The organism is Micromonospora fulviviridis (assembly GCF_014648395.1).
GTDB classification, from domain to species: Bacteria; Actinomycetota; Actinomycetes; order Mycobacteriales; family Micromonosporaceae; genus Micromonospora; species Micromonospora fulviviridis.
In genome coordinates this window covers 323,542-346,418 of record NZ_BMRA01000002.1, presented here as the reverse complement: position 1 = coordinate 346,418, position 22,877 = coordinate 323,542, and the positions used below count along the sequence as shown (strand labels likewise).

The 22,877-nt window shown below is 74.7% G+C and carries 20 protein-coding genes and 2 pseudogenes; 12 read left to right on the top strand and 10 right to left on the bottom strand.

Annotated elements, in window-relative coordinates; genetic code table 11:
• Positions 1-8: 8 nt before the first annotated feature.
• Positions 9-1,115, bottom strand: a complete 1,107-nt coding sequence (locus IEY96_RS06550; RefSeq protein ID WP_189193890.1) for a sulfite oxidase — start codon at positions 1,113-1,115, stop codon at positions 9-11.
• A 20-nt stretch (positions 1,116-1,135) separates the two neighbouring features.
• Positions 1,136-1,786, bottom strand: coding sequence for a class I SAM-dependent methyltransferase (locus tag IEY96_RS06545; protein WP_189193889.1), 651 nt, complete (start codon positions 1,784-1,786; stop codon positions 1,136-1,138).
• Between the two features lie 273 nt (positions 1,787-2,059).
• Between IEY96_RS06545 and IEY96_RS06540 the strand changes: the two genes are divergently transcribed.
• Positions 2,060-2,743, top strand: coding sequence for a murein hydrolase activator EnvC family protein (locus IEY96_RS06540; RefSeq protein WP_373293526.1), 684 nt, complete (start codon positions 2,060-2,062; stop codon positions 2,741-2,743).
• Here IEY96_RS06540 and IEY96_RS06535 read toward each other — a convergent pair.
• The 3 genes and pseudogenes from IEY96_RS06535 to IEY96_RS33320 form a co-directional block, all read right to left on the bottom strand.
• Positions 2,677-3,858 carry an aminotransferase class V-fold PLP-dependent enzyme gene (locus IEY96_RS06535; protein ID WP_189193888.1) on the bottom strand — a complete coding sequence of 394 codons (1,182 nt, stop codon included), beginning with the start codon at positions 3,856-3,858 and terminating at the stop codon, positions 2,677-2,679. The two genes, IEY96_RS06540 and IEY96_RS06535, sit on opposite strands and share 67 nt — an antisense overlap.
• 53 nt (positions 3,859-3,911) lie before the next feature.
• Positions 3,912-4,412: pseudogene (locus IEY96_RS33325) on the bottom strand (tyrosine-type recombinase/integrase); the annotation flags it as partial.
• A 246-nt stretch (positions 4,413-4,658) separates the two neighbouring features.
• Positions 4,659-5,075, bottom strand: a pseudogene (locus IEY96_RS33320) (site-specific integrase); the annotation flags it as partial.
• A 702-nt stretch (positions 5,076-5,777) separates the two neighbouring features.
• Between IEY96_RS33320 and IEY96_RS06525 the strand changes: the two are divergent.
• Entirely contained in the window at positions 5,778-6,119 is a 342-nt protein-coding gene (locus IEY96_RS06525; protein ID WP_189193886.1) for a hypothetical protein, read from the top strand.
• A 74-nt stretch (positions 6,120-6,193) separates the two neighbouring features.
• Here IEY96_RS06525 and IEY96_RS06520 read toward each other — a convergent pair whose 3' ends face one another.
• Genes IEY96_RS06520 through IEY96_RS06510 form a run of 3 tightly spaced genes read right to left on the bottom strand, consistent with a single transcriptional unit; the run spans position 6,194 to position 9,311 of the window.
• Positions 6,194-7,432, bottom strand: coding sequence for a DNA-processing protein DprA (locus IEY96_RS06520; protein ID WP_189193885.1), 1,239 nt, complete (start codon positions 7,430-7,432; stop codon positions 6,194-6,196).
• Positions 7,429-8,949 (bottom strand): YifB family Mg chelatase-like AAA ATPase, encoded by a 1,521-nt coding sequence (locus IEY96_RS06515; RefSeq protein WP_189193884.1) that lies wholly within the window; start codon positions 8,947-8,949, stop codon positions 7,429-7,431. The genes IEY96_RS06520 and IEY96_RS06515 overlap by 4 nt, the downstream gene beginning before the upstream one ends.
• Before the next feature lie 2 nt (positions 8,950-8,951).
• The gene (locus tag IEY96_RS06510; protein ID WP_189193883.1) at positions 8,952-9,311 is read right to left on the bottom strand and encodes a YraN family protein; all 360 of its coding nucleotides are present in this window, start codon (positions 9,309-9,311) and stop codon (positions 8,952-8,954) included.
• Positions 9,312-9,532: 221 nt separating this feature from the next.
• On the opposite strand from IEY96_RS06510, the gene IEY96_RS06505 reads away from it, so the two are divergent.
• The 8 genes from IEY96_RS06505 to IEY96_RS06470 all read left to right on the top strand — a co-directional run bounded on the left by IEY96_RS06505 (position 9,533) and on the right by IEY96_RS06470 (position 18,407).
• Entirely contained in the window at positions 9,533-10,552 is a 1,020-nt protein-coding gene (locus IEY96_RS06505; RefSeq protein WP_189193882.1) for a hypothetical protein, read from the top strand.
• A gap of 417 nt (positions 10,553-10,969) precedes the next feature.
• A complete protein-coding gene (gene rpsB / locus IEY96_RS06500) occupies positions 10,970-11,812 on the top strand; it encodes a 30S ribosomal protein S2 (protein WP_189193881.1) in 843 nt (280 codons plus the stop codon).
• 134 nt (positions 11,813-11,946) lie between these two features.
• Positions 11,947-12,774, top strand: coding sequence for a translation elongation factor Ts (gene tsf, locus IEY96_RS06495; protein ID WP_189193880.1), 828 nt, complete (start codon positions 11,947-11,949; stop codon positions 12,772-12,774).
• Positions 12,775-12,939: 165 nt separating this feature from the next.
• Positions 12,940-13,707 (top strand): UMP kinase, encoded by a 768-nt coding sequence (pyrH, locus tag IEY96_RS06490; RefSeq protein WP_091268664.1) that lies wholly within the window; start codon positions 12,940-12,942, stop codon positions 13,705-13,707.
• Positions 13,708-13,793: 86 nt separating this feature from the next.
• Positions 13,794-14,351, top strand: coding sequence for a ribosome recycling factor (gene frr, locus IEY96_RS06485; RefSeq protein WP_189193879.1), 558 nt, complete (start codon positions 13,794-13,796; stop codon positions 14,349-14,351).
• Between the two features lie 256 nt (positions 14,352-14,607).
• A complete protein-coding gene (locus IEY96_RS06480; protein WP_189193878.1) occupies positions 14,608-16,020 on the top strand; it encodes a phosphatidate cytidylyltransferase in 1,413 nt (470 codons plus the stop codon).
• Positions 16,021-16,124: 104 nt separating this feature from the next.
• A complete protein-coding gene (gene rlmN, locus IEY96_RS06475; RefSeq protein WP_189193877.1) occupies positions 16,125-17,270 on the top strand; it encodes a dual-specificity RNA methyltransferase RlmN in 1,146 nt (381 codons plus the stop codon).
• A 30-nt stretch (positions 17,271-17,300) separates the two neighbouring features.
• A complete protein-coding gene (locus tag IEY96_RS06470) occupies positions 17,301-18,407 on the top strand; it encodes a DivIVA domain-containing protein (RefSeq protein WP_189193876.1) in 1,107 nt (368 codons plus the stop codon).
• A gap of 75 nt (positions 18,408-18,482) precedes the next feature.
• Here IEY96_RS06470 and IEY96_RS06465 read toward each other — a convergent pair whose 3' ends face one another.
• Positions 18,483-18,707, bottom strand: coding sequence for a DUF2631 domain-containing protein (locus IEY96_RS06465; protein WP_107074543.1), 225 nt, complete (start codon positions 18,705-18,707; stop codon positions 18,483-18,485).
• A 234-nt stretch (positions 18,708-18,941) separates the two neighbouring features.
• Between IEY96_RS06465 and IEY96_RS06460 the strand changes: the two genes are divergently transcribed.
• Together IEY96_RS06460 and IEY96_RS06455 are read left to right on the top strand one after the other, a co-directional pair.
• Complete coding sequence (locus IEY96_RS06460) at positions 18,942-20,522, top strand: Rieske 2Fe-2S domain-containing protein (RefSeq protein WP_189193875.1); 1,581 nt, start codon at positions 18,942-18,944, stop codon at positions 20,520-20,522.
• Positions 20,523-20,629: 107 nt separating this feature from the next.
• Positions 20,630-21,283, top strand: a complete 654-nt coding sequence (locus IEY96_RS06455) for a TMEM175 family protein (RefSeq protein ID WP_189194259.1) — start codon at positions 20,630-20,632, stop codon at positions 21,281-21,283.
• Here the strand turns inward: IEY96_RS06455 and IEY96_RS06450 are convergent.
• Entirely contained in the window at positions 21,264-22,865 is a 1,602-nt protein-coding gene (locus tag IEY96_RS06450) for a phytoene desaturase family protein (RefSeq protein WP_189193874.1), read from the bottom strand. The genes IEY96_RS06455 and IEY96_RS06450 overlap by 20 nt on opposite strands.
• Positions 22,866-22,877: the final 12 nt, after the last annotated feature.

The window sequence follows — 22,877 nt, the reverse complement described above, 5'->3', positions numbered from 1 at the left end:
GAGGCGAATCACTCCGCCAGCACGACCACCTCGACCCGCTGCACCAGGTTGTTCGCGAACCCGCCCCGGTTCCACGGCTGCTCGACCGGCTGGGTCCGCCCGGAGGCGTCGACCGCCCGGGCGCCCAGCACGTGCCGCCCCGGGGTGGCCCGCCACGACACCTGCCACCGCCGCCACGCCCACGCGCCCCCGGTGGGCTCGTCCAGGGTCGCCGGCACCCACGTCGTACCGCCGTCGAAGGTCACCTCGACGGCCGTCACCGGCGCGTGCCCCGACCAGGCCCGACCGTCCACGGTGCACGGCCCCGGCCGCAGCACCCGGGTCCGCGACATGAAGTCCGGGAAGCCCGGCGGGCGGACCAGGGCGCGGGGCTCGATCCGGGTCACCGGCACGCCCGGGTCGTCGGCGTCCTGCCGAAGTCGGTAGGCCACCGCGTTCTGGTAGCCGTCGAACGGCTCGGTCAGCACCCGGATGTCGCGCAGCCACTTGACGTGCGCCATGCCGTACCAGCCGGGCACGATCAACCGCAGCGGCGCGCCGTGCTGCGGCAGCAGGGGAGCGCCGTTCATCTCGTACGCCAGCAGCACCTCCTCGCGCAGCGCGTCCGCCACCGGTAGCGCCCGCTGGTAGTCCTGCTCGACGCCGCGCTCGACCCCGTGGTCGGCGCCGGTGAAGACCACGTCCACCGCGTCGGCGGCCAGCCCGGCCTCGCGCAGCAGCGGTGCCAGCGGGGTGCCGGTCCACTCGGCGTTGCCCACCGCCTCCACCAGCCACGGCTGGCTGACCGGGCGGGGGTGCAGCAGCGCCCGGCCGTTCCCCGCGCACTCCAGGGTGACCCGGTGGGTGACCCGGGGCCGCTCCCGCAGTGCCGCCAGGTCGAGGCGGAGCGGACGGTCGACCGCGCCGCCCACGGTCAGCGCGTGGGTCGCCGGGTCGACGTCCGGGATGTCGTAGTGGATGAGCAGGTAGTGCAGCCCCGCCGGGGTCACGTCGTACCGCAGCGCCTCCAGCGGGATGCCGTGGTTGCGCGCGGCCAGCTGGAGTTCCTCGGCGCTGATCGCCTCGTCCGGCTCCGCGACCCGGGAGGGCCCGCTGACGTCGTCCACAGTGGTCATGTCGCTGCTCCTCGGTCGGCTCAGGGGTGGGTCAGGCGGTCGTAGCCGATGAACTCGAACATCGCGGCGCCCGGCTCCAGCGGGCGGGGCGAGCCGGTGAAGCGGTGCACGCCGACGCCCACTCTGTCGGCCGGCCTGCTCACCGCGACCGGCGCGAAGCCCTCCTCGGCGAACCAGTCGCAGATCGCGGGCACCAGGTCCGGCTCGCCCCGGTGCCGGGTCCAGAAGACCGTGCCGCCGGTGGCGCAGAGCGAGGCGCAGTGCCGCACGGTCGCCCGGATGTCGGCGTCGGTGATGTTGCCGAAGATGCCGCAGGCCAGGACGAGGTCCGCCGGCACGAGATCGGCGTACCGGTCGGTCAGCGCCGCGTCCCCCACCACCACCTGCACGTCGGTCAGCCCCGCCTCGGCGGTGGCGCGCCGGGCCACCTCGGCGTTGCGCGGGTCCAGCTCCACCAGGCGGGCCGTCACGTCGCGGCCGCGCGGATGGGTCGCGAGCACGGGGATCAGGTCCCGCCCCTGGCCGGCGCAGAGGCTGATCGCCCGCAGCGGCCCGGGCGGGGCGCTGTCCAGCGCCTCCGCGATGCGGTCCCGCACCTCGGCGAGCCGCCGGGACAGGGCGGAGTCCGGCTGGTCGTAGTCGGTGTGCCAGGCGTACCAGTCCTTCGTCACGCGGCCAGCATAGGCGCGGCGCCGGTAGCAGATCCGTCCCGCGCTTGGGGTGCGTCCACAGGCCGACGGCTGTCCACAGTGGCGACGTTCCCGTAGCCGCGCGAGGTGGCGCGGGACGGCAGAGTGCCTGGCGTGTGGATCCCGTGGAGCCGGGCCGGCGCGGCCCTCGTGGTGGTGCTGCTGGTCGCCCCGGCACCGCCGGTCGCCCGCCCGGCGACGGCCGCCGGGTTGTCCGTCGGTCGGCTGCCTGCGGTGTCGGCGACCGACACCGCCGTGCCCGGGGTGCTCGTCCGCCGGCGGTCGAGCGGGTCGCCGTCCGCGGCTCCGGCGCTGCCCGGACCGGCTGCGGCGCTGCCCGGGCCGGCTGCGGTCGCGTCCGTTCCGACGCGCGCCGGGATGCCGTCGTCCACGGGCCCGGTCGGGGTGGTGCCCTCGCCGGGGCGACCCGGGGCGTCGGCGGCGGGATTCCGCTGGCCGCTGGCCGGCACGCCCCGCGTCGTGCGCCGGTTCGACCCGCCGCCGCAGCCCTGGCTGCCCGGGCACCGGGGCGTGGACCTGGCCGCCACCCCGGGCGTCGAGGTCCGGTCGGCGGGAGCCGGGGTGGTCCTCTTCGCCGGCACGGTGGCCGGGCGGCCCGTGGTCACCGTCGGGCACGCCGACGGGCTGCGCACCACCTACGAGCCGGTGCGTCCCGGGCCGGCGGCCGGTGCCCGGGTCGCCGCCGGCACACCGATCGGCCTGCTGATCGTCGGGCACCCCGGCTGCGTGGCGGCGGCGTGCCTGCACTGGGGGCTGCGCCGGGGCGAGGAGTACCTGGACCCGCTCGCCCTGCTCGGGCTCGGCCCGGTCCGGCTGCTCCCGCTCGATCCGCCGCCCGCCGGATCCGCCGCTCAGCCCTGGGCGAGCAGCGTGGGCAGCCGGACGGCCAGCCGGTCGTACTCGTCCGGGGTGTTGTAGACCTGGCCGCACAGGCGCAGGTAGCCGCGACCGTTCCAGGCGGCGGTCGACACCTCGACCGAGAGCCGGTCGGCGATCCGGGCCCGCAGCTCCCGGGCCGCGTCCATCGTGGTGGCGACGCCGGGCGGCAGCGGGATCAGCCGCATGGCGACCGTCGGCCCGCCGGGCTGCGGCAGGTCGGCCGGCGCCACCCCGAGCCCGTCCCCGACCACCCGTTGCCCGTACGCGGCCAGCGCCGCGTTGTGCGCCCGCACCCGGTCCACACCGAGGCTGCGCAGGGTGAACAGGCCCACCGGGGCGGCCAGCCAGCCGGTGTAGTCGAGGGTGGCCTGCCACTCCACCCGGGTGGGATAGCCGCTGCCCTGCTCCCAGGAGACGACCAGCGGCTGGATCCGCTCCCGCCACTGCTCGGCCACCACCAGCGCGGCGGTGCCGCGCGGCGCGTACGCCCACTTGTGCAGGTTGCCGACCCAGAAGTCGGCGCCGACCGAGGCCACGGTGGTCGGCAGCATGCCCGGGGCGTGCGCGGCGTCGACCAGCACGGGGATCCCGTGCTCCCGGGCCACCCCGACGATCGCCGACGTCGGGAAGAGCCGGGCCGTCGGCGAGGTGATCTGGTCGACGATCAGCAGCCTGGTCCGCCCGGGACGCAGCCCGGCCCGGACGATCTCCACCACCTCCTCGTCGGTGGCGGTCAGCGGCACCGGCAGCATCCGGGAGACCGCACCGGTCCGGGCGCACTCCCGGTCCACCGAGAGGCCGACCGCCCCGTACCCGTGGTCGGTGGTCACCACCTCGTCGCCGGGACCCAGCGCCAGCGACTGGAGCACGATGGCGGCGCCGGTCGTGGCGTTGCCCACCAGGGCCGTGCCGTCCGGATCCGCGCCGAGGAAGGTGGCCAGGTGCCGCCGGGTGTGGGCGATCCGGTCGACCAGACCCTGGGTGAAGAAGCGGAGCGGGTTGGCCTCCATCTCGTCACGCAGGCGCTGCTGGGCGCGCTGCACGCCGATCGGGACCGCGCCGAACGATCCGTGGTTGAGGTGGCTGACCGACGGGTCGAGGGAGAAGAGCAGCCGAGCCCCGGGGATCGGCTCGGGCGGCTGCGGGACCGTCATCGGCTGATCCTAGCCCGCGGTGGATCATCAACCCCGGCTGTTGGGCCGTCCCGTCAGGCTCGGGGGTGCGCCTGCCGGTACGCCGCCCGCAGCCGCTCGACCGACACGTGGGTGTAGATCTGGGTGCTGGCCAGCGACGAGTGCCCGAGCAGTTCCTGTACGGCGCGCAGGTCGGCGCCGCCCTCCAGCAGATGGGTGGCCGCCGAGTGTCGCAGCCCGTGCGGGGTCACCCGGGGCAGGCCCGCGGCCTCGGCGTAGCCGGCCACGACCCGGCGGGCGGTGGTGGGGTTGAGCCGGCCGCCCCGGGCCCCGAGCAGCAGCGCGCCACCCGATCGGGGCGCCGCCAGCGCCGGCCGCCCGTGGGCGAGCCACGCGTCCAGCGCGCGCTGCGCGGGCACCCCGTAGGGCACGGCCCGCTCCCGCCCGCCCTTGCCGAGCACGCGTACCACCCGGCGGGCCTGGTCGACGTCGGTGACGTCCAGGCCGCAGGCCTCGCTGATCCGCACGCCGGTGGCGTAGAGCAGTTCGAGCAGCAGCCGGTCCCGCAGCAGCACGGCCTCGGGCTCGTCGTTCCCACCCCCGGCCGGTGCGTCTCCGCGGCCCGCTGTGTCGGCGTTCCTCCCGTCGGCCGATGCGGCGTCGTCACCCCGGCTCTCGGTGTCGCGCCCGTCCCGAGCCGGCGCGGCGTGCGCCCCGCGGGTGGGCGCAGGCCTGCCCCTGGTGGGGCCGGCGTCCCCGCCCCCGGCCGGTGCGGTGTCGTGGGCGTGCGTCGTCGTCCGGGTTCGGCTCCGGTCCGGGGCGTCCATCAACGCGGCGGCCTGGTCGGCGCGCAGGACGGTGGGCAGCTCCCGGTGCGCCTTGGGACTGGCCAGCGGAGCCGCCACGTCGCCGGCGAGCAGGCCGGCCCGGTGTGCCCAGGCGCTGAACGTGCGGGCGGCGGCCGCCCGCCGGGCGAGGGACGTTCGGGCCGCCCCCATGGTCCGCTGCTTCGCCAGCCAACTCCGCAGCACGGACAGGTCCAGCTCCGACAGGTCGGCGCAGCCCATCCGCACCGCGTGGTCGAGCAGCGAGACGAGGTCCGTCACGTACGCCCGCACGGTGTGCGCCGACCGGTTGCGCACCCGGGCCAGGTGGTCGGCGAAGTCGTCCACGGCCTCCCGCATCGGCGCCGGCAGCGCCTCGTGGGCCGTGCGCGTGCCGCGCCGCTGGTCAGTCATCGGGAGCTCCGGCTGCCGCGTCGGTGCCGACGGTGCTTGGGGCGCGCTCCGGGGTGGGGGCGGGCGGGAGACACCGGTCCAGCCTAAGGGCCTGGGCAGGTGGCGGTCGGCCGCCGCTCCGGGCCGGCGCCCGCCGTCGCCGTGGGGGCGGGCGTCGTCCCTGATGGGGGCTGATCGAGCGCTCGCCACGCCACCGCTCGTGCCGATGGCCGACCGGGTGGCGCTTCCGGCGTCGGCCAGACGGCCAAGCGCGACGCCACCCGATCGACGGTCGGCGCGGCAGGCCGTTCGCGGTGGCCGTGATGCCACCGGACCGACGGTCGGCGCGGCAGCCCGGACGGTCGGCGCGGCAGCCCGTTCGGGTGGCCGCGATGCCACCGGATCGACGGTCGGCGCGGCAGGCTATTCGGATGGCCGCGACGCCACCGGAACTGACGGTCGGTCGGCGCGGCACGCCGTTCGGGGTGGCTGACGCGGCCCTGGACAGGGGAAACTGTTGCTACGAAGAGGACGGTGGCAACGTCCCGGGTCCCCGCAGGGCGACCCGTCGGCGTTGCCGGCAGGTGCCGACACCCCGCAGAAGGCGGGGCGGCCGGGCGCTGGGGCGTACCGGGCGTGGTGGCGGCGCGGAAGGGTGATTCGCGAGACCGATCGGAACGGGCGTCCCCGGGGTGGCGGCGCCGGTGGGAGGAGGTACCGAGCGTGGGGGTGGATGCCGTCCTCTACCGGCAGGTGCGGGCCGGGCCCGCCCGGCGCCGGCCGTCGTACGTCTCGACCGAGGTGGTGGCGGACCCGCACGACGTCCTGCTGGACCTGCTGAAGCGGGTGCGGGGCGGAGGTCGTACGCCGCTGCTGGACCGGGTCGACCCGCTCGGTGAGCTCGTGGTGGACGCCCAGGCGGTCCCGCAACTGCTGGCCGAGCTGCCCTGCCTGGCCGAGGTGGCACGGGAGCCCGCGGAGGTCGACCAGGTCCGCCGGTTGGCCCTCCTCGCCCGGCGTTGCCTGAACAGCCGGGACGCCGAGATCCGGTTCGAGGGCGACTGAGCGCACCGGCCCCGGGCCCACCACGTCAGCTCCTCGGCGGAGCCGTCTGAGCGCACTGGCCCGGGCCCGGCGGGTCAGCTCGGCGGAGCCGCCGACCGGCCCGGACCGGCGGTGGTCGGTGCCCGGCCAACACCGGTGCCACGCCCGGTCGGTGGCGCCAGGGCGTAGCCGTCGTCGCGGCGTACCACCATGGCCAGTTCCTCCAACATGGAGAGTTTGCGCATCGCCGTGCGGAGGTCCACCCCGGCGCGCGCCGCGACGCCCTCCAGACCGATCGCCTTCCGCCGGGGCAGCGCCTCCAGCACCTGGGCCGCCTCGTCGTCGAGCCGGTCCCGCGGGCACTCCGGCGCGCGGGCTGGCGGCGCCAGGTCGTAGCCGATCCGCCCGACCTCCTCCAGCACATGGGCCGTGCCGGTCACCAGCCGCGCCCTGTCGTGCTCCCGGAGCGCCTCGTGCGCGCCCACGGACATGGCGGAGGTGACCGGCCCCGGCACCACCATCCCCGGTCGGCCCACGCCGATCGCCCGGTTGAGGGTCTGGGTCGCGCCGCTGCGGGCCGCCGCCTCCACCAGCACCGTGCCCAGGGTCGCCGCCGCGATCACCCGGTTGCGGATGAGGAACCGGGGCCGCAGCGGCTCCGCCCCGGGCATCCACTCGCTCACCAGCAGGCCCGTCTCGGCGATCCGGTCGAACAGCGCGGCGTTGCCCATCGGGTACGGGCGGTCCAGCCCGCAGGCCAGCACGGCGACCGTGAGCCCGCCGGCGGTCAGCGCGCCCCGGTGCGCGGCGGAGTCGATGCCGAACGCGCCGCCCGAGACCACCGTCCAGTCCCGGTCGGCCAGCCCGTAGCCCAGCTCGGTGGCGACGTGCGTGCCGTACGGGGTGGCCGCCCGGGCGCCGACCACGGCGACCGACCGCGCGAGGGCCTCGCCCAGCGGCCACGCCCCGCGTACCCAGAAGCAGAGCGGCGGCGCGGTCTCCAGGTCGACCCGGCGAGCCGCGCCCGACAGCAGCAGACCGCGCAGGTCCGCCACCCGGGCCGGCCACTCCTCGTCGTCGGGGGTGACCACCCGCGCGCCGAGCCGCTCGGTCCGGGCCAGCGCCTGCTCGGCCACCGCTCGCGCCTCGCCCACGGCGGAGCGGGCCGCCACGGCCGACCGCAGCGCCCGGTCCGGCGCCTCGCCGGCCAGGAGCAGGTCGAGCGCGGCGACCGGGCCGAGCTGGTCGACCAGGCGGTGGACCGACCAGGTGCCCGGCTCGGCGAGCCAGGTCAACGCCACCCGTGCCAGCAGGCGCTCCGCCCTGTCCGTCATGCGCCCTCTCCCGTCCTCAGCTGGATGGCCTCCGCGATGTCCCCGCCGTCGGGGCGAGCCCGCCCGTCCAGGTCGGCGATGGTCCAGGCGAGCCGGATGACCCGGTCGAAGCCGCGCGCCGACAGCGAGCCCGTGTCGAGCCGTTTCCGCAGTTCACGGGTGTCCCGCCCCGGCAGGCACCACGGCGGCCGGCGCAGGTACGGGCCGGGGATCTCGGCGTTCAACCGGCGACCGGTCGAGCCCCAGCGCTCGGCGGCGGCCCGGCGCGCCTCGGCGACCCGGGCCGCCACCGTCGCGGACGACTCGTTGGGCGTGCCGGTCTGCAACAGCTCCGCCGCGCGTACCGGGGGCAGCCGCACCTGCACGTCGACCCGGTCGAGCAGCGGGCCGGAGAGCCGGCCCAGGTAGCGCCGCCGGGCCAGCGGGGTGCACTCGCAGTCGGCGTCGCCGGACGGCTTCGCGCAGGGGCACGGGTTCGCGGCCAGCACCAGTTGCGTACGGGCCGGGTATTCGGTGGAGCCCTGCGTCCGGGCCACCCGGACCCGGCCGTTCTCCAGTGGCTGGCGTAACGCCTCCAGCGCCCCCTTGCTGAACTCGGCCGCCTCGTCGAGGAAGAGCACGCCCCGGTGGGCCAGCGACACCGCCCCGGGCCGGGCCAGTCCGGACCCGCCGCCCACCAGCGCCGGCACCGTGGCCGTGTGGTGGGGCGCCTGGAACGGGGGGCGGCGGAGCAGCCGGCCACCGGGCGGCAGCAGGCCGGCGATCGAGTGCAGGGCCGTGACCTCCAGGGCGGCGTCGTCGTCGAGCTCCGGCAGGACCGACGGCAGCCGCTCGGCGAGCATGGTCTTGCCGGCGCCCGGCGGGCCGAGCAGCGCCAGGTGGTGACCACCGGCCGCCGCCACCTCCAACGCCCGGCGGCCGAGCCGCTGCCCGGCCACGTCGGCGAGATCCGGTCCGCCGGCTTCGGCGGTGGGCGCGTCGGCCGGCGGGGCGAGCAGCGGCGTGCCGTCCCGGACGAAGGCGACCAGCCGGTGCAGGGTGTCGGCGGCGCGTACCCGGACGCCGGGGATCACCGCCGCCTCGGCGGCGTTGCCGGCGGGCACCACGACGTGGGGAAACCCGGCCCGGGCCGCGGCGGCGACCATCGGCAGCACGCCGCGCACCGGGCGGACCGTGCCGTCGAGACCCAGCTCGCCGAGGACCACCGTGGCCTCCAGCGGCACCAGCGGCAGCTCGCCCGAGCCGCCGAGCACCGCCACGGCGATCGCCAGGTCGAAGGCGGAGCCGTGCTTCGGCAGGGTGGCCGGGAGCAGGTTGAGGGTGATCCGGCGGTTCGGCCATCGCTGGCCCGAGTTGACGATGGCCGCGCGCACCCGGTCCCGGGCCTCGTGCAGCGCGGTGTCGGGCAGGCCGGAGATCACCATGCCGGGTAGCCCGGGGGCCAGGTCGGCCTCGACCTCCACCACGTGCCCGGCCATTCCGACCAGGCCCACGCAGAGCACCTTGGCGTAGCTCATGATCAGAACGCGCCCCTCAGGTGCTCGACCCGGGCCGGCCCGGTGACCGGGAGCCGGACCGCGAGAACGTCGAAGCGGACCTCCTCGGCGGTCGTGCCCGTCTCGGCGAGCCAGCGGGCGGCCAGCCCGCGCAGCCGTCGCGCCTTGGCCCGCACCACCGCCTCCGCCGGAGTGCCGAACTCCTCCGTACGCCGGGTCTTCACCTCGCAGATGGCGAGCACCGGCCCCTCCCAGGCGATGATGTCGATCTCCCCCTCGGGGCACCGCCAGTTCCGGGCGACCGGGCGCAGCCCCGCCTCGATGAGGTGCCGGACCGCGCACCGCTCGCCGTACGCCCCGACGGCCTGGTTCCGCTTCGTCATGCCGGTGAGCGTGCGGCGGTCGAGGCGGCGGTGGGGCGCCGAGCGGGCGTCCTGTGGACGACGGGACGCCCTGTGGATGGGCGGACGATCATGCGCTCCCTGTGCTAGGCCCTGGCTGGCCGATCACCGAGCGTGTGCTCACGATGACCCGCCGATGCCGTTGTGACCAGCGACGACAGGCCGGGTGGCCCGGATGGCGCGCGTGGTGCCGGTCGCATACCGTGCCGGTCGTGGACGGACGACGGAGCTTTCCCGAGGATGAGCAGGGGTCGCAGTGGGGCGACCGCGGGTACGAGCAGGACTGGCGCGCCGCCGGCGAGCCGCGCTACCGCGACGACGACTTCCGCGCCCCGGAGCAGCGCACCGGCGAGAACCGGTACGGCGACCCCGGCCGGTTCGGGAGCGCCGACCCGCTGAGCGACGACACGGACAGCTGGCGGTCGCGCCGGGCGGCCGACCCCGTGGAGACCTCCGGTGAGCTGCCGGGGGAGCGCGGCGGCCGGCGCGCGGCCCGCGAGGCCGCCGACCCGCTCGGCACGGCGCCGCACAGCGCCGGCGTCCCGCTCGGTTCGGCGCCGCACAGCGCCGGCGTCCCGCTCGGTTCGGCGCCGCACAACACCGGCGTCCCGCTCGGCACGGCGCCGCACGGCGCCGGCGACCCGTTCGGCGCGGACCGCTCCGCCGACCCGCTCCGCCCCGGCCCGTTGGGCGGCTACCCGGTCGTCGAGCCGGGCCGTCCGGTCGAGCCCACCCACGCCGGCGCGATCATCGTGGGGGACCGGCCGGGTCCCGGTGCGGCGACCCCGCTGGTCGTCGGAGAGCGGCCGGGTGGCCCCGGGCCGGAGCTGGCGGCCGCGCCGACCCCGCACCCGCTGGAGATGCCGACCGGCCCGATGCCGTCGGTCGCGCCCCGGCTCGACGGCCCGCCGCCCGGCGACGGCGTCTACCGGACCCGCCGCCCCGCGCTCGCGGTCCTGCTGGCGGTGATGGTGCTCGTCCTGGAGATCCCCGCGCTGCGGGTGCTGCTGCGCGGCCTGGTCGGTGACCCGGTCTCCACGTCGCACGTCGTGGTGGGCACGTTCCTGGTGGTCGGGCTGCCGATCTTCGGCACCGGCCTGTACGGGCTGCGCACCGGAGGGCTGGCCCTCGCCGACGGCAGCCGCGGCTGGCTCCGCCCGCCGACCGCCTACCTGACCGTCGGACTGGTGCTCTTCCTCGCCGCCGCCCTCGCCGCCCGCTGACCCGGCCGGTTGGCCGGTGCCGGCGCCCCCGCCCTCTCCGCCCGCTGACCCGGTCGGGCGGCCGGTGCCGGCGCCGCCCCGCCTCGCCGCCCGCTGACCCGGCCGGCCGGCCGATGCCCGAGCCGCCCCGGCCAGGTCCGAGATGTCAGGTATCGCCGTACCGGCGTCGGGCGTCCGGAAAGGGGCGGGATGGGGGTTCCCGAACCCCGGGACCGGGGGGCGGAGAAGGGGCGTACACTGGTCGACTGGCGACCGCCTCGCGCGGTCGACCTCGCGCGCCCTCTCCACGGACCTCTCGTGGGGCGACGGCCTCCCTGGTCCCGATCCTGATCGGGCCCACCCTGGCCGGCGACCGGGCGCCAGGCGTCCGGCCGCCGGCCGGACGGCACAACCAGGGATGAACAGGGAGTACCCACCATGGCCGTCGTGACCATGCGCCAGCTGTTGGAAAGCGGTGTCCACTTCGGGCACCAGACCCGGCGCTGGAACCCGAAGATGAAGCGCTTCATCTTCACCGAGCGCAACGGTATCTACATCATCGACCTGCGCCAGACCCTCGACTACATCGAGAAGGCGTACGAGTTCGTGCGCACCACGGTGGCCGGGGGCGGCAGCATCCTCTTCGTCGGCACCAAGAAGCAGGCCCAGGAGGCCATCGCCGAGCAGGCGACCCGGGTCGGCCAGCCGTACGTCAACCACCGCTGGCTCGGCGGCATGCTGACCAACTTCCAGACGGTGTACAAGCGGCTCCAGCGGATGAAGGAGCTCGAGGCCCTGGGTGACCTGAGCGGCACCGCCGCCGGTTACACCAAGAAGGAGACCCTCCAGCTCTCCCGCGAGAAGGAGAAGCTGACCAAGACCCTCGGCGGCCTGCGTGACATGCAGAAGCTCCCGGCCGCGGTCTGGGTGGTCGACACCAAGAAGGAGCACATCGCCGTCGACGAGGCCCGCAAGCTGGGCATCCCGGTGATCGCCGTGCTCGACACCAACTGCGACCCGGACGAGGTCGACTTCCCGATCCCGGGCAACGACGACGCGATCCGCTCGGCCGAGCTGCTGACCAAGGTCGTCGCCGCCGCCGTCGCCGACGGTCTGATCGCCCGCTCCGGCCGCGGCCGTGGCACCGACGAGAAGCCCGAGCCGGGCCAGGTCGGCGCCGACGAGCCGCTGGCCGAGTGGGAGCGCGAGCTGCTCGAGGAGCCGAAGAAGGCCGACGAGCAGCCGGCGACCGAGCAGCCGGCGACCGCCGCCGCGGAGTGATCTCGCCGTCGCGTCCCCACCGTCCGATTTCCCGGCCGGTGGGGCGCGACGGGTACGCCGGGCAGAACCGGCCCGGATCCGGGTAACCGGCAGCCAGACCATCCAACGCAGTCTCAAACACCGAAGAGAGAGTCATGTCCAACTTCACCGCCGCGGACGTCAAGAAGCTCCGGGACCTCACCGGCGCCGGCATGATGGACTCCAAGAAGGCGCTGACCGAGGCCGAGGGCGACTTCGACAAGGCCATCGAGATCCTGCGCGTCAAGGGCGCCAAGGACGTCGGCAAGCGGGCCGGTCGCACGGCGGCCAACGGCCTCATCGCCCACGCCGGCCAGGCGCTGCTCGAGCTCAACTGCGAGACCGACTTCGTCGCCAAGAACGACGCCTTCATCGCGCTGGCCCAGCAGCTGGTCGAGCACGGTGTGGCCAGCGGCGCGAACAACGCCGAGGAGCTGCTCGCCAGCACCATCGACGGCAAGAGCGTGGCCGACCTGATCCAGGAGCAGTCCGCCAAGATCGGCGAGAAGCTGGTGCTCAACCGCTTCGCCAAGCTCGACGGCAACACCGCGGTCTACCTGCACCGCAAGAGCCAGGACCTGCCCCCGGCGGTCGGCGTGCTCGTGCAGTACGCCGGCAAGACCGACGAGGCCGGCGACGCGGACGCCCGCGGCGTGGCCATGCAGATCGCCGCCATGCGCCCGAAGTACCTGACCCGCGACGAGGTCCCGGCCGAGACCGTCGAGTCGGAGCGGCGCATCGCCGAGCAGACCGCGCGCGAGGAGAACAAGCCCGAGGCGGCGCTGCCGAAGATCGTCGAGGGCCGGGTCAACGCCTTCTTCAAGGACTTCGTCCTGCTGGAGCAGGCGTCGGTCGCCGACAACAAGAAGACGGTGAAGCAGCTGCTGGCCGACGCCGGCATCGAGGTGACCCGTTTCGTGCGGTTCGAGGTCGGCCAGGCCTGAGCCGCCGCACCGGGCGCATGACGCGCCCGGGCGCAGGGAAATCTTCGACGAGGAGGCCGCCGGTGTACGTGACAGGCACCGCGGCCTCCTCGTCACATAGGGTCGGCAGCGGCAGTTACGCGGTACGCGACACCCACGAGGTGCGCGATGGAAGGGGCGGGGCGGATGACGCAGGTTGTGAGTGACCGGAGCCTGGCGGCGGATGACCCCACGGCTCCGCCGCCCGGTCGGGCCCGCCGGGTGGTGCTGAAGCTCTCCGGTGAGGTCTTCGGCGGCGGCGCGATCGGCGTCGACCCCGACGTCGTGCAGGCCATCGCCCGGCAGATCGCCACCGTGGTGCGCCGCGGCGTGCAGGTCTCCGTGGTGGTCGGCGGCGGCAACTTCTTCCGCGGCGCCGAGCTGCAGAAGCGCGGCATGGACCGGGCCCGCGCGGACTACATGGGCATGCTGGGCACGGTGATGAACTGCCTGGCCCTCCAGGACTTCCTGGAGAAGGAGGGCATCGAGACCCGGGTGCAGAGCGCGATCACCATGGCCCAGGTCGCCGAGCCGTACATCCCGCTGCGGGCGATCCGGCACCTGGAGAAGGGCCGCGTGGTCATCTTCGGCGCGGGCGCCGGGATGCCGTACTTCTCCACCGACACGGTGGCCGCCCAGCGGGCGCTGGAGATCCGCGCCGACGTGGTGCTGATGAGCAAGAACGGCGTGGACGCCGTCTACACCGCGGACCCCCGGATCGACCCGACGGCGAGCAAGCTCGACTCGATCACCTTCTCCGAGGTGCTGCGCCGCAACCTGCGGGTGGCCGACGCCGCGGCGTTCAGCCTCTGCATGGAGAACGGCCTGCCGATGCTGGTCTTCGGCGCCCAGGGCGACGACACGATCGTCCGTGCCGTCGGCGGTGAGAAGATCGGCACGCTGATCACCGCCTGACCGGTTCCGCCGAGCCGGCAGCGGTCCTCCGACAACCGCAGCACCCGCACAGCCCACGACGAGCACAGAAGGAGGCGAGGAGACCGGTGATCGACGACACCCTCCTCGAGGCAGAGGAGAAGATGGAGCGTGCCATCGAGCACGCCAAAGAGGAGTTCGGCGGGATCCGCACCGGTCGCGCCAACGCCGCGATGTTCTCCCGGATCGTGATCGACTACTACGGCAGCCCGACCCCGCTGCCGCAGATGGCGTCCATCGCCGTGCCCGAGCCGCGCATGGTGATCATCAAGCCGTACGACAACTCGCAGATCAACGCCATGGAGAAGGCGATCCGCGACTCGGACCTCGGGGTCAACCCGAACAACGAGGGCAACCAGCTGCGCATCGTGCTCCCGCAGATGACCGAGGAGCGGCGCCGCGAGATGATCAAGGTCGCCCGGCACAAGGGCGAGGAGGCGAAGGTCGCCGTCCGCAACATCCGCCGCAGGGGCAAGGAAGAGCTGGACCGCCTCGTCAAGGACGGCGAGGTCGGCGAGGACGAGGGCCGGCGCGCGGAGAAGGAGCTGGACGACCTGACCCAGCGCTTCGTGGCCACCGTCGACGAGCTGGTCAAGCACAAGGAGAACGAGCTGCTCGAGGTCTGAGCGCCCGCGTACCCGCCACGGCACCGGTGTGCCGCCGCCCGTCACGGGTGGCGGCCCGGTGCCGTCGTCGTGCCGGGCGGCGTCCGCCGTGCGGGCTTCCCGGGTGCAGTAGGCTCGGCACGATTCCCGCCCACCACCGGGTGAACGGCGGGGATCGGCCGGCCGTCGGGCCGGTCAACCGAAACTGCTCGCGGCTGTAGGGGATTGTCTTGGTCTTGCGTCATGTGGTGGCTCCCGTACCGCCTGCCGGTGCGTGATGTCCCACCCCGACCCCTACGGCAACGCCGAGCCGCGCGGCTGGGACCGCCCGGCCCCGCTGCCCTGGCCGGAGACCGACCTGGAGCCCGGGCCCTGGCGCCGACCGGCTGCCGGGCCGGAGGCGTACGCGCGCCCGCCCGGCCGCCCCGCCGCCGACCCCTACGGTCGGCCGGCTGACGGCCACGACGCGCCGCGCGGCCGCCGGCCGTACGACCGACCGCCGGCCCCGGAGCGGGGCTGGCGCGACGAGCCTGGCCCCCGCGGCCCGGGCCACGTGGACGCCGGGCGGGGCCACCGGGACGCCGGTCCGGGCGGTTTCCGGACCCCGGACCGGGACCCGTGGGGCCACGACCCGCGTGACCGGGGCGCCGACCCGCGGGAACGGTACGACGCGGGCCCGCGTGACCGGAGCCACGGCCGGCCGGACGACGAGTACCCGACCGCCCAGATCGCGCCGGTGCGGGACGAACCGACCACCCAGCTCCCGCCGGTGCGCGACGAGCCCGGACCGGACCCGGAGCGGCCGGCGGCCCGCGGGTCGAGGGGTCGGCGACGGGCCAGCGCGGACCGTCCCCCGACCGTCCAGCCCAGGACCTCACGAGCGGGCCGCAACCTGCCGGCCGCCATCGGCGTCGGACTGGCCCTCGGCGCGGCGATCGTGGTGCCGCTCTTCTTCTACCTGCCGGCGTTCCTCGCCGTGATCGCCGCCGCGGTGGCGATCGGCTCCTGGGAGATGGCCCGCGCGGTACGCCGCAGCGGCGCCCACCCGCCACTGGTGCCGCTGGTCGCCGGTGGCGTCATCACGGTGGGGCTGGCCTGGTTCGCCGGCCCGGACGCGCTCTGCCTCGGCCTGCTGGTCACCGTGCTGGGCACGATGATCTGGCGGCTGGGCGACGGCCCCGGCAACTACCAGCGCGACCTCACCGCGGCCACCCTGATCGCGGTCTACGTGCCCTTCCTCGGCGGCTTCGCGGCGATGCTGGCGGCCGCCCCCGACGACGGCCACCTGCGGGTGCTGGTCACCCTGGTCGCCGTGGTGCTCTCCGACACCGGCGGCTACGCGGCCGGCGTGGCCTTCGGCAAGCACCCGATGGCCCCGACGATCAGCCCGAAGAAGTCCTGGGAGGGCTTCGCCGGCTCGGTGACCGCGGCCGCCGCGGGCAGCGCCCTGCTGCTCTGGCTGCTCCTCGACGTGGCCCCCTGGTGGGGCGCGCTGTTCGGGATGGCGATCTCCGGCGCGGCGGTCCTCGGCGACCTCGCCGAGTCCATGATCAAGCGCGATCTCGGGGTCAAGGACATGAGCAACCTGCTCCCCGGGCACGGCGGCCTGATGGACCGGCTCGACTCGATCCTGTTCGCGGTGCCGACCGCGTACCTGCTGCTGGCCGTCTTCGTGCCGATGGCGGGCTGAGGCGTGAATCACGCGGCTGGCGTCGCACCGGCCGGCCGGCCGGTGCCGATTCGGCACCCGCGGACAGGTGCGTCCCCCGTTCGGCGTGTCAGACTGGACGCGCCATGACGAGCCTCCCGCTGATCTCCGTAGACCCCGACGCCCGCGGCCGCCGGCCCGCGATGCCACCCCGTCACCTCGCCGACCTGGACCTGCCGGGCCGGCAGGCGCTCGTCACCGAGCTGGGGGAGCCGGCGTTCCGCGCCAAGCAGGTCTCGAACCACTACTTCGGCCGGCTGGTCCGCGACCCGGCGCAGATGACCGACCTGCCGGCGGCCACCCGCGAGCGGCTGGCGGGCACGCTGCTGCCCACCCTGCTCACCCCGGTACGCGAGATGGCCTGCGACGACGGCGCCACCCGCAAGGCGCTCTGGCGGCTGCACGACGGCTCGCTGGTGGAGAGCGTGCTGATGGGCTACCCGGACCGGGTCACGGTCTGCATCTCCAGCCAGGCGGGCTGCGGCATGGCCTGCCCGTTCTGCGCGACCGGCCAGGCCGGTCTGACCCGCAACCTCTCCACCGCCGAGATCGTCGACCAGGCCGTCTACCTGGCCGGGGTGGCCGCCTCGGGGGCGGTGGCCGGCTCCCCGCCGCGCCTGTCGCACGTGGTGTTCATGGGCATGGGCGAGCCGCTGGCCAACTACTCGCGGGTGGTGGCGGCGATCCGCCGGCTGGTGGCCCCGGCCCCGGAGGGGCTCGGCCTGTCCCAGCGCCACATCACCGTTTCCACGGTCGGCCTGGTCCCGGCCATCCGCCGACTGGCCAGCGAAGACCTCTCAGTGACCCTTGCGTTGTCGCTGCACGCCCCCGATGATGGGCTGCGCGACGAACTCGTGCCGGTCAACCAGCGCTGGAAGGTGTCCGAGGTGCTGGACGCGGCGTGGGACTACGCGGACACGACGGGGCGTCGCGTGTCCATCGAATACGCGATGATCAAGGACGTGAACGACCAGCCGTGGAGAGCCGATCTGCTCGGGCGGCTGCTGGCCGGCAAGCTGGCCCACGTGAACCTGATCCCGCTCAACCCGACTCCGGGCAGCCGCTGGGACGCCAGCCCGAAGCCGGTCGAGCGGGAGTTCGTCCGGCGGTTGCGCGACGCCGGGGTGTCCACCACGGTGCGGGACACCCGGGGTCGCGAGATCGACGGGGCGTGTGGGCAGCTCGCCGCCGCCGAGGACAGGGACAGCGACCCACGCGCCGCAACGGCGTGACGGCGTAGCGGTACGAGACCAGGAGACATAGTGGCGAGTCAGGGTCAGCGTTTCCGGCGTAAGGCGCTCCGCCGGGGATACAAGGTCGACGAGGTGGACGCCTTCCTGGACCGGGTGGAGGCGACACTCGCCGGCCAGCCGGTCGGCGCGCCCGTGGCCTCCCAGGAGGTCCACGACGTCGTCTTCCGGGTCCGCTTCAACGGCTACGACGAGTGGCAGGTCGACCTGCACCTCGACCGGGTGGAGCGGCAGCTCGCCGAGCTGGAGGAGCGCGCCGGCGCCCCCGGCGGGCGGGGTGGCGATCCCCGGATGGCCGACCGGCTGGGCCCGCCGATGCGCGACGACCGTGGCCTCTCGCCGGTGCCGCAGCCCCCGATGCCGCCGCGGCCGATGCCCGCGCAGGCCGGCCCGCCCGCCGACCGCTACGGCAACCGCTACGACGAGCCGACCGGCGCCTTCGCCGGCGGGTACGACGGCCCGCGCGGCGGCTACGACGCACCCCGCGGCCCGGGCGGCCCCGGCCCGATGGGTCCGGGCGCCCCGATGGGGCACGGCGGCCCGCCCGCCCGCGGCCTGCCCCCCGGCCCGAGCGGTTACGGCCAGGACGAGCAGCGCTTCGACGGCTTCGAGGCCGGCCGGCACGGCCGCACCGACATGACCGCCGAGATCCGGATGCCCGAGCGGGACCTGCGTGACCCGCGCGGCCGTGGCCCGGCCGGCCCGCCGCCGCTGCCGCAGCAGGGCTACGGCCCGGACCAGGGCTACGGCGGCGGCCCGGACCAGGGCTACGGCGCCCCGGACCAGGGTTACGGCGGTGGTCCCGGGATGTCCGGCCCGCCGATGGCCGGTCCGCCGATGGTGGGCCCGCCGATGGCTGGCCCGCCCGGCAGCGACCTCTACCGGGTGGACCAGATCCGCCGCAGCTTCCAGGTGCGCCGGTTCGGCAGCGGGTACGACCCCGACCAGGTCGACCGGTTCTTCGAGACCCTGCTCGGCGGCATGCAGGGCCGCAACCCGATGCCGGTGAACCCGAAGGACCTGGACACGCTGCGCTTCGGGCTGGTGCCCGGCGGCTACTTCGAGGCCGAGGTCGACGCCGCGCTCAAGGACGTGCAGGACATCCTGCTCGGCCACTGAGCCCGCCGACGACGACGAAGGGCCCGTCCCCGATCGGGGGCGGGCCCTCGTGCGTACCGGCCGGGTGCGGGCCGGTCAGGACCGCAGGCCGTTGCGGCGCAGCACGGCGTCGCCGATGACGATGGCCAGCAGCAGCGCCGCGAGCCCGAACAGCCAGATGTTCTCCACGTTGCCCTCGTGGTTGCCGCAGAGCGCCATGAGCACCAACACCGCCGCCGACAGCACCGCCCCGATCCGTCCGGACCTGCGGTGTCCGGGCTTGTGCTGATCTGGCGCGGTTACCGGCTCGCTTCCTGCCACTGTCGGTCCTTCCCTCGCGATCGGATCTCCGGTTAGTCTGGCACGCCCCGTGACGGCCCCGGTGCGGGGTCCGCCCTGATCGCGGGCCCGGATCTGCGGGCCCGCCCGGCGCCCCGGGCCGTTGGACCCGCCCGGCCGGGGCGGAAGGCCACTACCGGCGTCGCGGAACGGTGACCACACTGCCTCCGGTAGCGTCTTGACGTACGCCTGATTGTCTTTTTGAGGGGGACTGCGGTGCGAGTGACCGGTACGGGCCATGCCAGCATGCGGATCGACACGGCCGCGGGCAGCATCCTGTGCGACCCGTGGGTCAATCCCGCCTACTTCGCCTCCTGGTTCCCCTTCCCGGACAACTCCCAGCTCGACTGGGCGACCCTCGGCCAGTGCGACTACCTGTACGTGTCGCACCTGCACCGGGACCACTTCGATGCCAAGAACCTGCGGGACCACGTCTCCAAGGACGCCACCGTCCTGCTCCCCGAGTTCCCCACCTCGGAGATGGAGGACGAGCTGCGGGAGCTGGGCTTCACCAAGTTCCTCAAGGCCCCGAACGAGCAGGTCGTGGAGCTGCCCGGCGGCCTGAAGATCATGATCCAGGCGCTGACCAGCCCGACCGACGGCCCGATCGGCGACTCCTCGCTCTGGGTCGAGTACGACGGGGTCCGGCTGCTCAACCAGAACGACGCCCGCCCGACCGACCTCACGGTCTTCGCCGAGCTGGGCCACGTGCACGCCCACCTGCTCCAGTTCTCCGGCGCGATCTGGTACCCGATGGTCTACGAGCTGCCGCAGGCGGCGAAGACCGCGTTCGGCAAGCAGAAGCGCGAGCGGCAGTTCGACCGCACCTGGCGTTACATCGACGACCTGAAGGCGGACCACGTCTTCCCGATCGCCGGCCCGCCCTGCTTCCTCGACGACGAGCTGTTCCAGTTCAACGACATCTTCGGCGACGAGGGGAACATCTTCCCCGACCAGTCGGTGTTCCTGTCGGAGTACGCCAAGGTCGGCGGCACCAACGGCATCGTGCTGCTGCCGGGCAGCGTCGCCGAGGTCACCACCGAGGGCGCGACCACCACCCACCCGGTGCCGGTCGAGGAGTTCTTCGCGAACAAGCGGGCCCACCTGGAGGAGATGCGGGAGCGCAAGCGCCCGATCATCGAGGCGGAGAAGGCGTCCTGGCGGCACCCCGAGGTCGACGTGCTCGGCGAGATGAAGCGCCGGATCGAACCGCTGCTGGACGAGTCGATCTACCTGGCCAAGGGCGTCGGCGGCCCGGTCCGCTTCGACCTGGTGGGCTACGACGGCGAGAGCGTCGAATCCATCGTGGTGGACTTCCCGGGCAAGGAGGTGCGGCCGTACGCGGACGAGAAGGTCCGGTACCGCTTCCGCACCGAGCGGGCGCTGATCGAGCACCTGCTGCACATCGGCGAGGTGGACTGGGTCAACTCGCTCTTCCTCTCCTGCCGGTTCTCGGCGGCCCGGATCGGCCAGTACAACGAGTTCGTGTACGCGTTCTTCAAGTGCCTCTCCGAGGAGCGCCTCCAGTACGCCGAGGGCTGGTACGACGAGCACGAGCGGGCCGTCGACGCCGAGGACATCACCCTCGACGGCTGGGTGGTGCAGCGCCGCTGCCCGCACCTCAAGGCGGACCTGAGCCGCTTCGGGATCGTGGACGGCGACCAGCTCACCTGCCAGCTGCACGGGTGGAAGTTCGACCTGTCCAGCGGCCGCTGCCTGACCAGCGTCGGGCACAAGATCCGCGCGCACCGGGCCGACGCGGACACCCCCGCCCCCGCCGGCGAGGCGGTCAGCTGAGTTTCCCCCCGCGCGCCGCCCCCGGCGGGTGACCATCAGGTCGGGAAGGGGGCGGCGTGGCGGACGGCGCGGGCAGGGGCGGCTACCGGTTCGGGCGTGACCGGGAGATGACCCGGGACGCCTCCCGGGTGGAGACGTTCAGCGACGGCGTCTTCGCGGTCGTGCTGACGGTGATGGCCGTCGAACTGCTCCAGAACGGGCCGGCCCGGGATCCCGGGCGGCAGCTCCCCGACGCCCTCGTCCAGGCCTGGCCGACCTACCTGGCGTACGTGATCACCTTCGGGATCGCCGGCCAGATCTGGCTCGGCCATCACAACATGTGGCGGTACGTGGTCCGCGTCGACCAGGTGCTGCTCATGTTCAACCTGCTCGTGCTGCTCTTCGTGGCGGCGATCCCGTTCACCGCCGACCTGCTGTCGGACAACCTGCGCGGCAGCGAGACCGAGCAGCGGCTGACGGCCGCCCTGTACCTCGGCACCGTGCTCGGCGAGTCACTCTTCTTCAACCTGAGCTGGTGGTGGGCCCGCCGGCACCGGCTGCTCCACCCTGACCTGGACCCGCAGCTGGCGCGGGCGGTCTCGCGGCGGCTGGTGGTGCGCCCGCTGCTCTACACCGTCGCCTTCGCCTTCGTCTTCGTCGACCCGATCGTCAGCCTGCTCCTCTACCTGCTGCTGCTCGTCGGCCTCTCCCTCGTCCGCCGCCCCGGCGACCTGCCCCGCTCCGCCGAGGCCGGCGGCGAGGTCAGCGACCGAGGTCGCTGAGGATCCGCCGGGCGGCGTTGTGCCCGGCCGCGCCGATCACGCTGCCGGCCGGGTGGCAGCCGGCGCTGCCCGCGTAGACGCCGTCGATCCCGGTGGCGTAGGGCATCCGGTCGGTGAACGAGACGGTGTTGTCGACGTGGTGGATGTGCCCGCCGGTGATGCCGAAGTGCGCCTCGATGCCCGGCGGCGGCAGCGGCACCGCGTCGGCGATGAGGTCGCGGGTGCCCGGGGCGTACCGCTCGCAGATGTCGATCAGGCGGTCGACGTAGCCGGGCAGCGCCGCGTCCCAGGTGGTGCCGGCCAGCTCGTAGGGAACCGACTGGACGAAGAGCGCCGACGAGTGGTGCCCGGCGCCGTCGGAGAGCGACGGGTCGACGGTGGTGTGCAGGTACCACTCGATCGTCGGCTCCTCGGGCAGCCGCCCGGCCTGCACGTCCGCCCACATGGCGCGCAGCGCGGCCATCGGCGGCTCGCCGCCGGCGCCGACCAGCGAGGCCGAGCCGGGGAGCAGGTGGATGGTGGAGCCGAACGGACTTGCCGCGTCCTCCGGCAGGCAGGAGAAGCGGGGCAGGCCGGTGAGCGCCAGGTTGAGCTTGAGCGTGGTGCCGGGCCGGCGGACCGCCGCCATCCGCGCGCCCAGCTCCGCCGGGAGCGCGCCGCCGGGCAACAGGTCCATCAGCCGGTACGGGTCACAGGCCCCGAGCACCACGGAGGCGGCGACCTCCCGCCCGTCGGCCAGCACCACCCCGGAGGCCGCGCCGCCGTCGACGGTGACCGCGGTGACCGGCGTACCGGTCAGGATGCGGGCGCCGGCCGCGCGGGCCGCGTCGGCGAAGGTACGGGAGACCGTGCCCATCCCGCCCTGGGCGATCATCCAGGTGCCCCCCGAGCCGGGCAGGCGACACATGTTGTGGACCAGGAAGTTGTGCCCGGTGCCCGGGTCGTCCGGGCCGGCGTTCAGCCCGGACAGGCCGTCGGTGACCGCGTACATGCTGACCAGCAGCTCGGAGCGGAAATCGAAGCGGGCCAGGTAGTCGGCGACCGAGCCCTGCACGAGGTCGACGAAGGCCTGCCGGAGGGCGGGCCGGACGTACCGCTCGGCGGTCTCCGCCACCGGCAGCGGCTCGGCCAGCCAGGCCGGCGCCAGGTCCTCCCGGAGCTGGGCCAGCTCGGCCTGGAGGGCGTCGTCGGCGGCCACGTCGGCCGCCGAGAACATCTCGGTGAGCTGCCGCCGGGTCGCCGCCGTGTCGCTGCCGAACAGCAGGTACGGCGAGCCGAGCCCGCCCGGGGTGGGCAGGAAGTAGTGCGGGTCGCGGCGCAGCACCGGGATCGTCACGTCGAGGGTGGAGAGCAGTTCCGGCGGCATCAGCCCGAGCAGGTACGACCCGGTGGAGTGCCGCAGCCCGGGCACCTTCGGGAACGGGTTCTCCGTGCGGGTCGCCCCGCCGATCACCTCGGCCGCCTCCAGCACCAGCACGTCGAGGCCGGCGCGGGCCAGCAGGATCGCCGAGACCAGGCCGTTGTGCCCGGAGCCGACCACGACGACGTCGGCGCGGGACGGCAGCTCACTCGCTTCGCTCATGCCCGGGCAGCC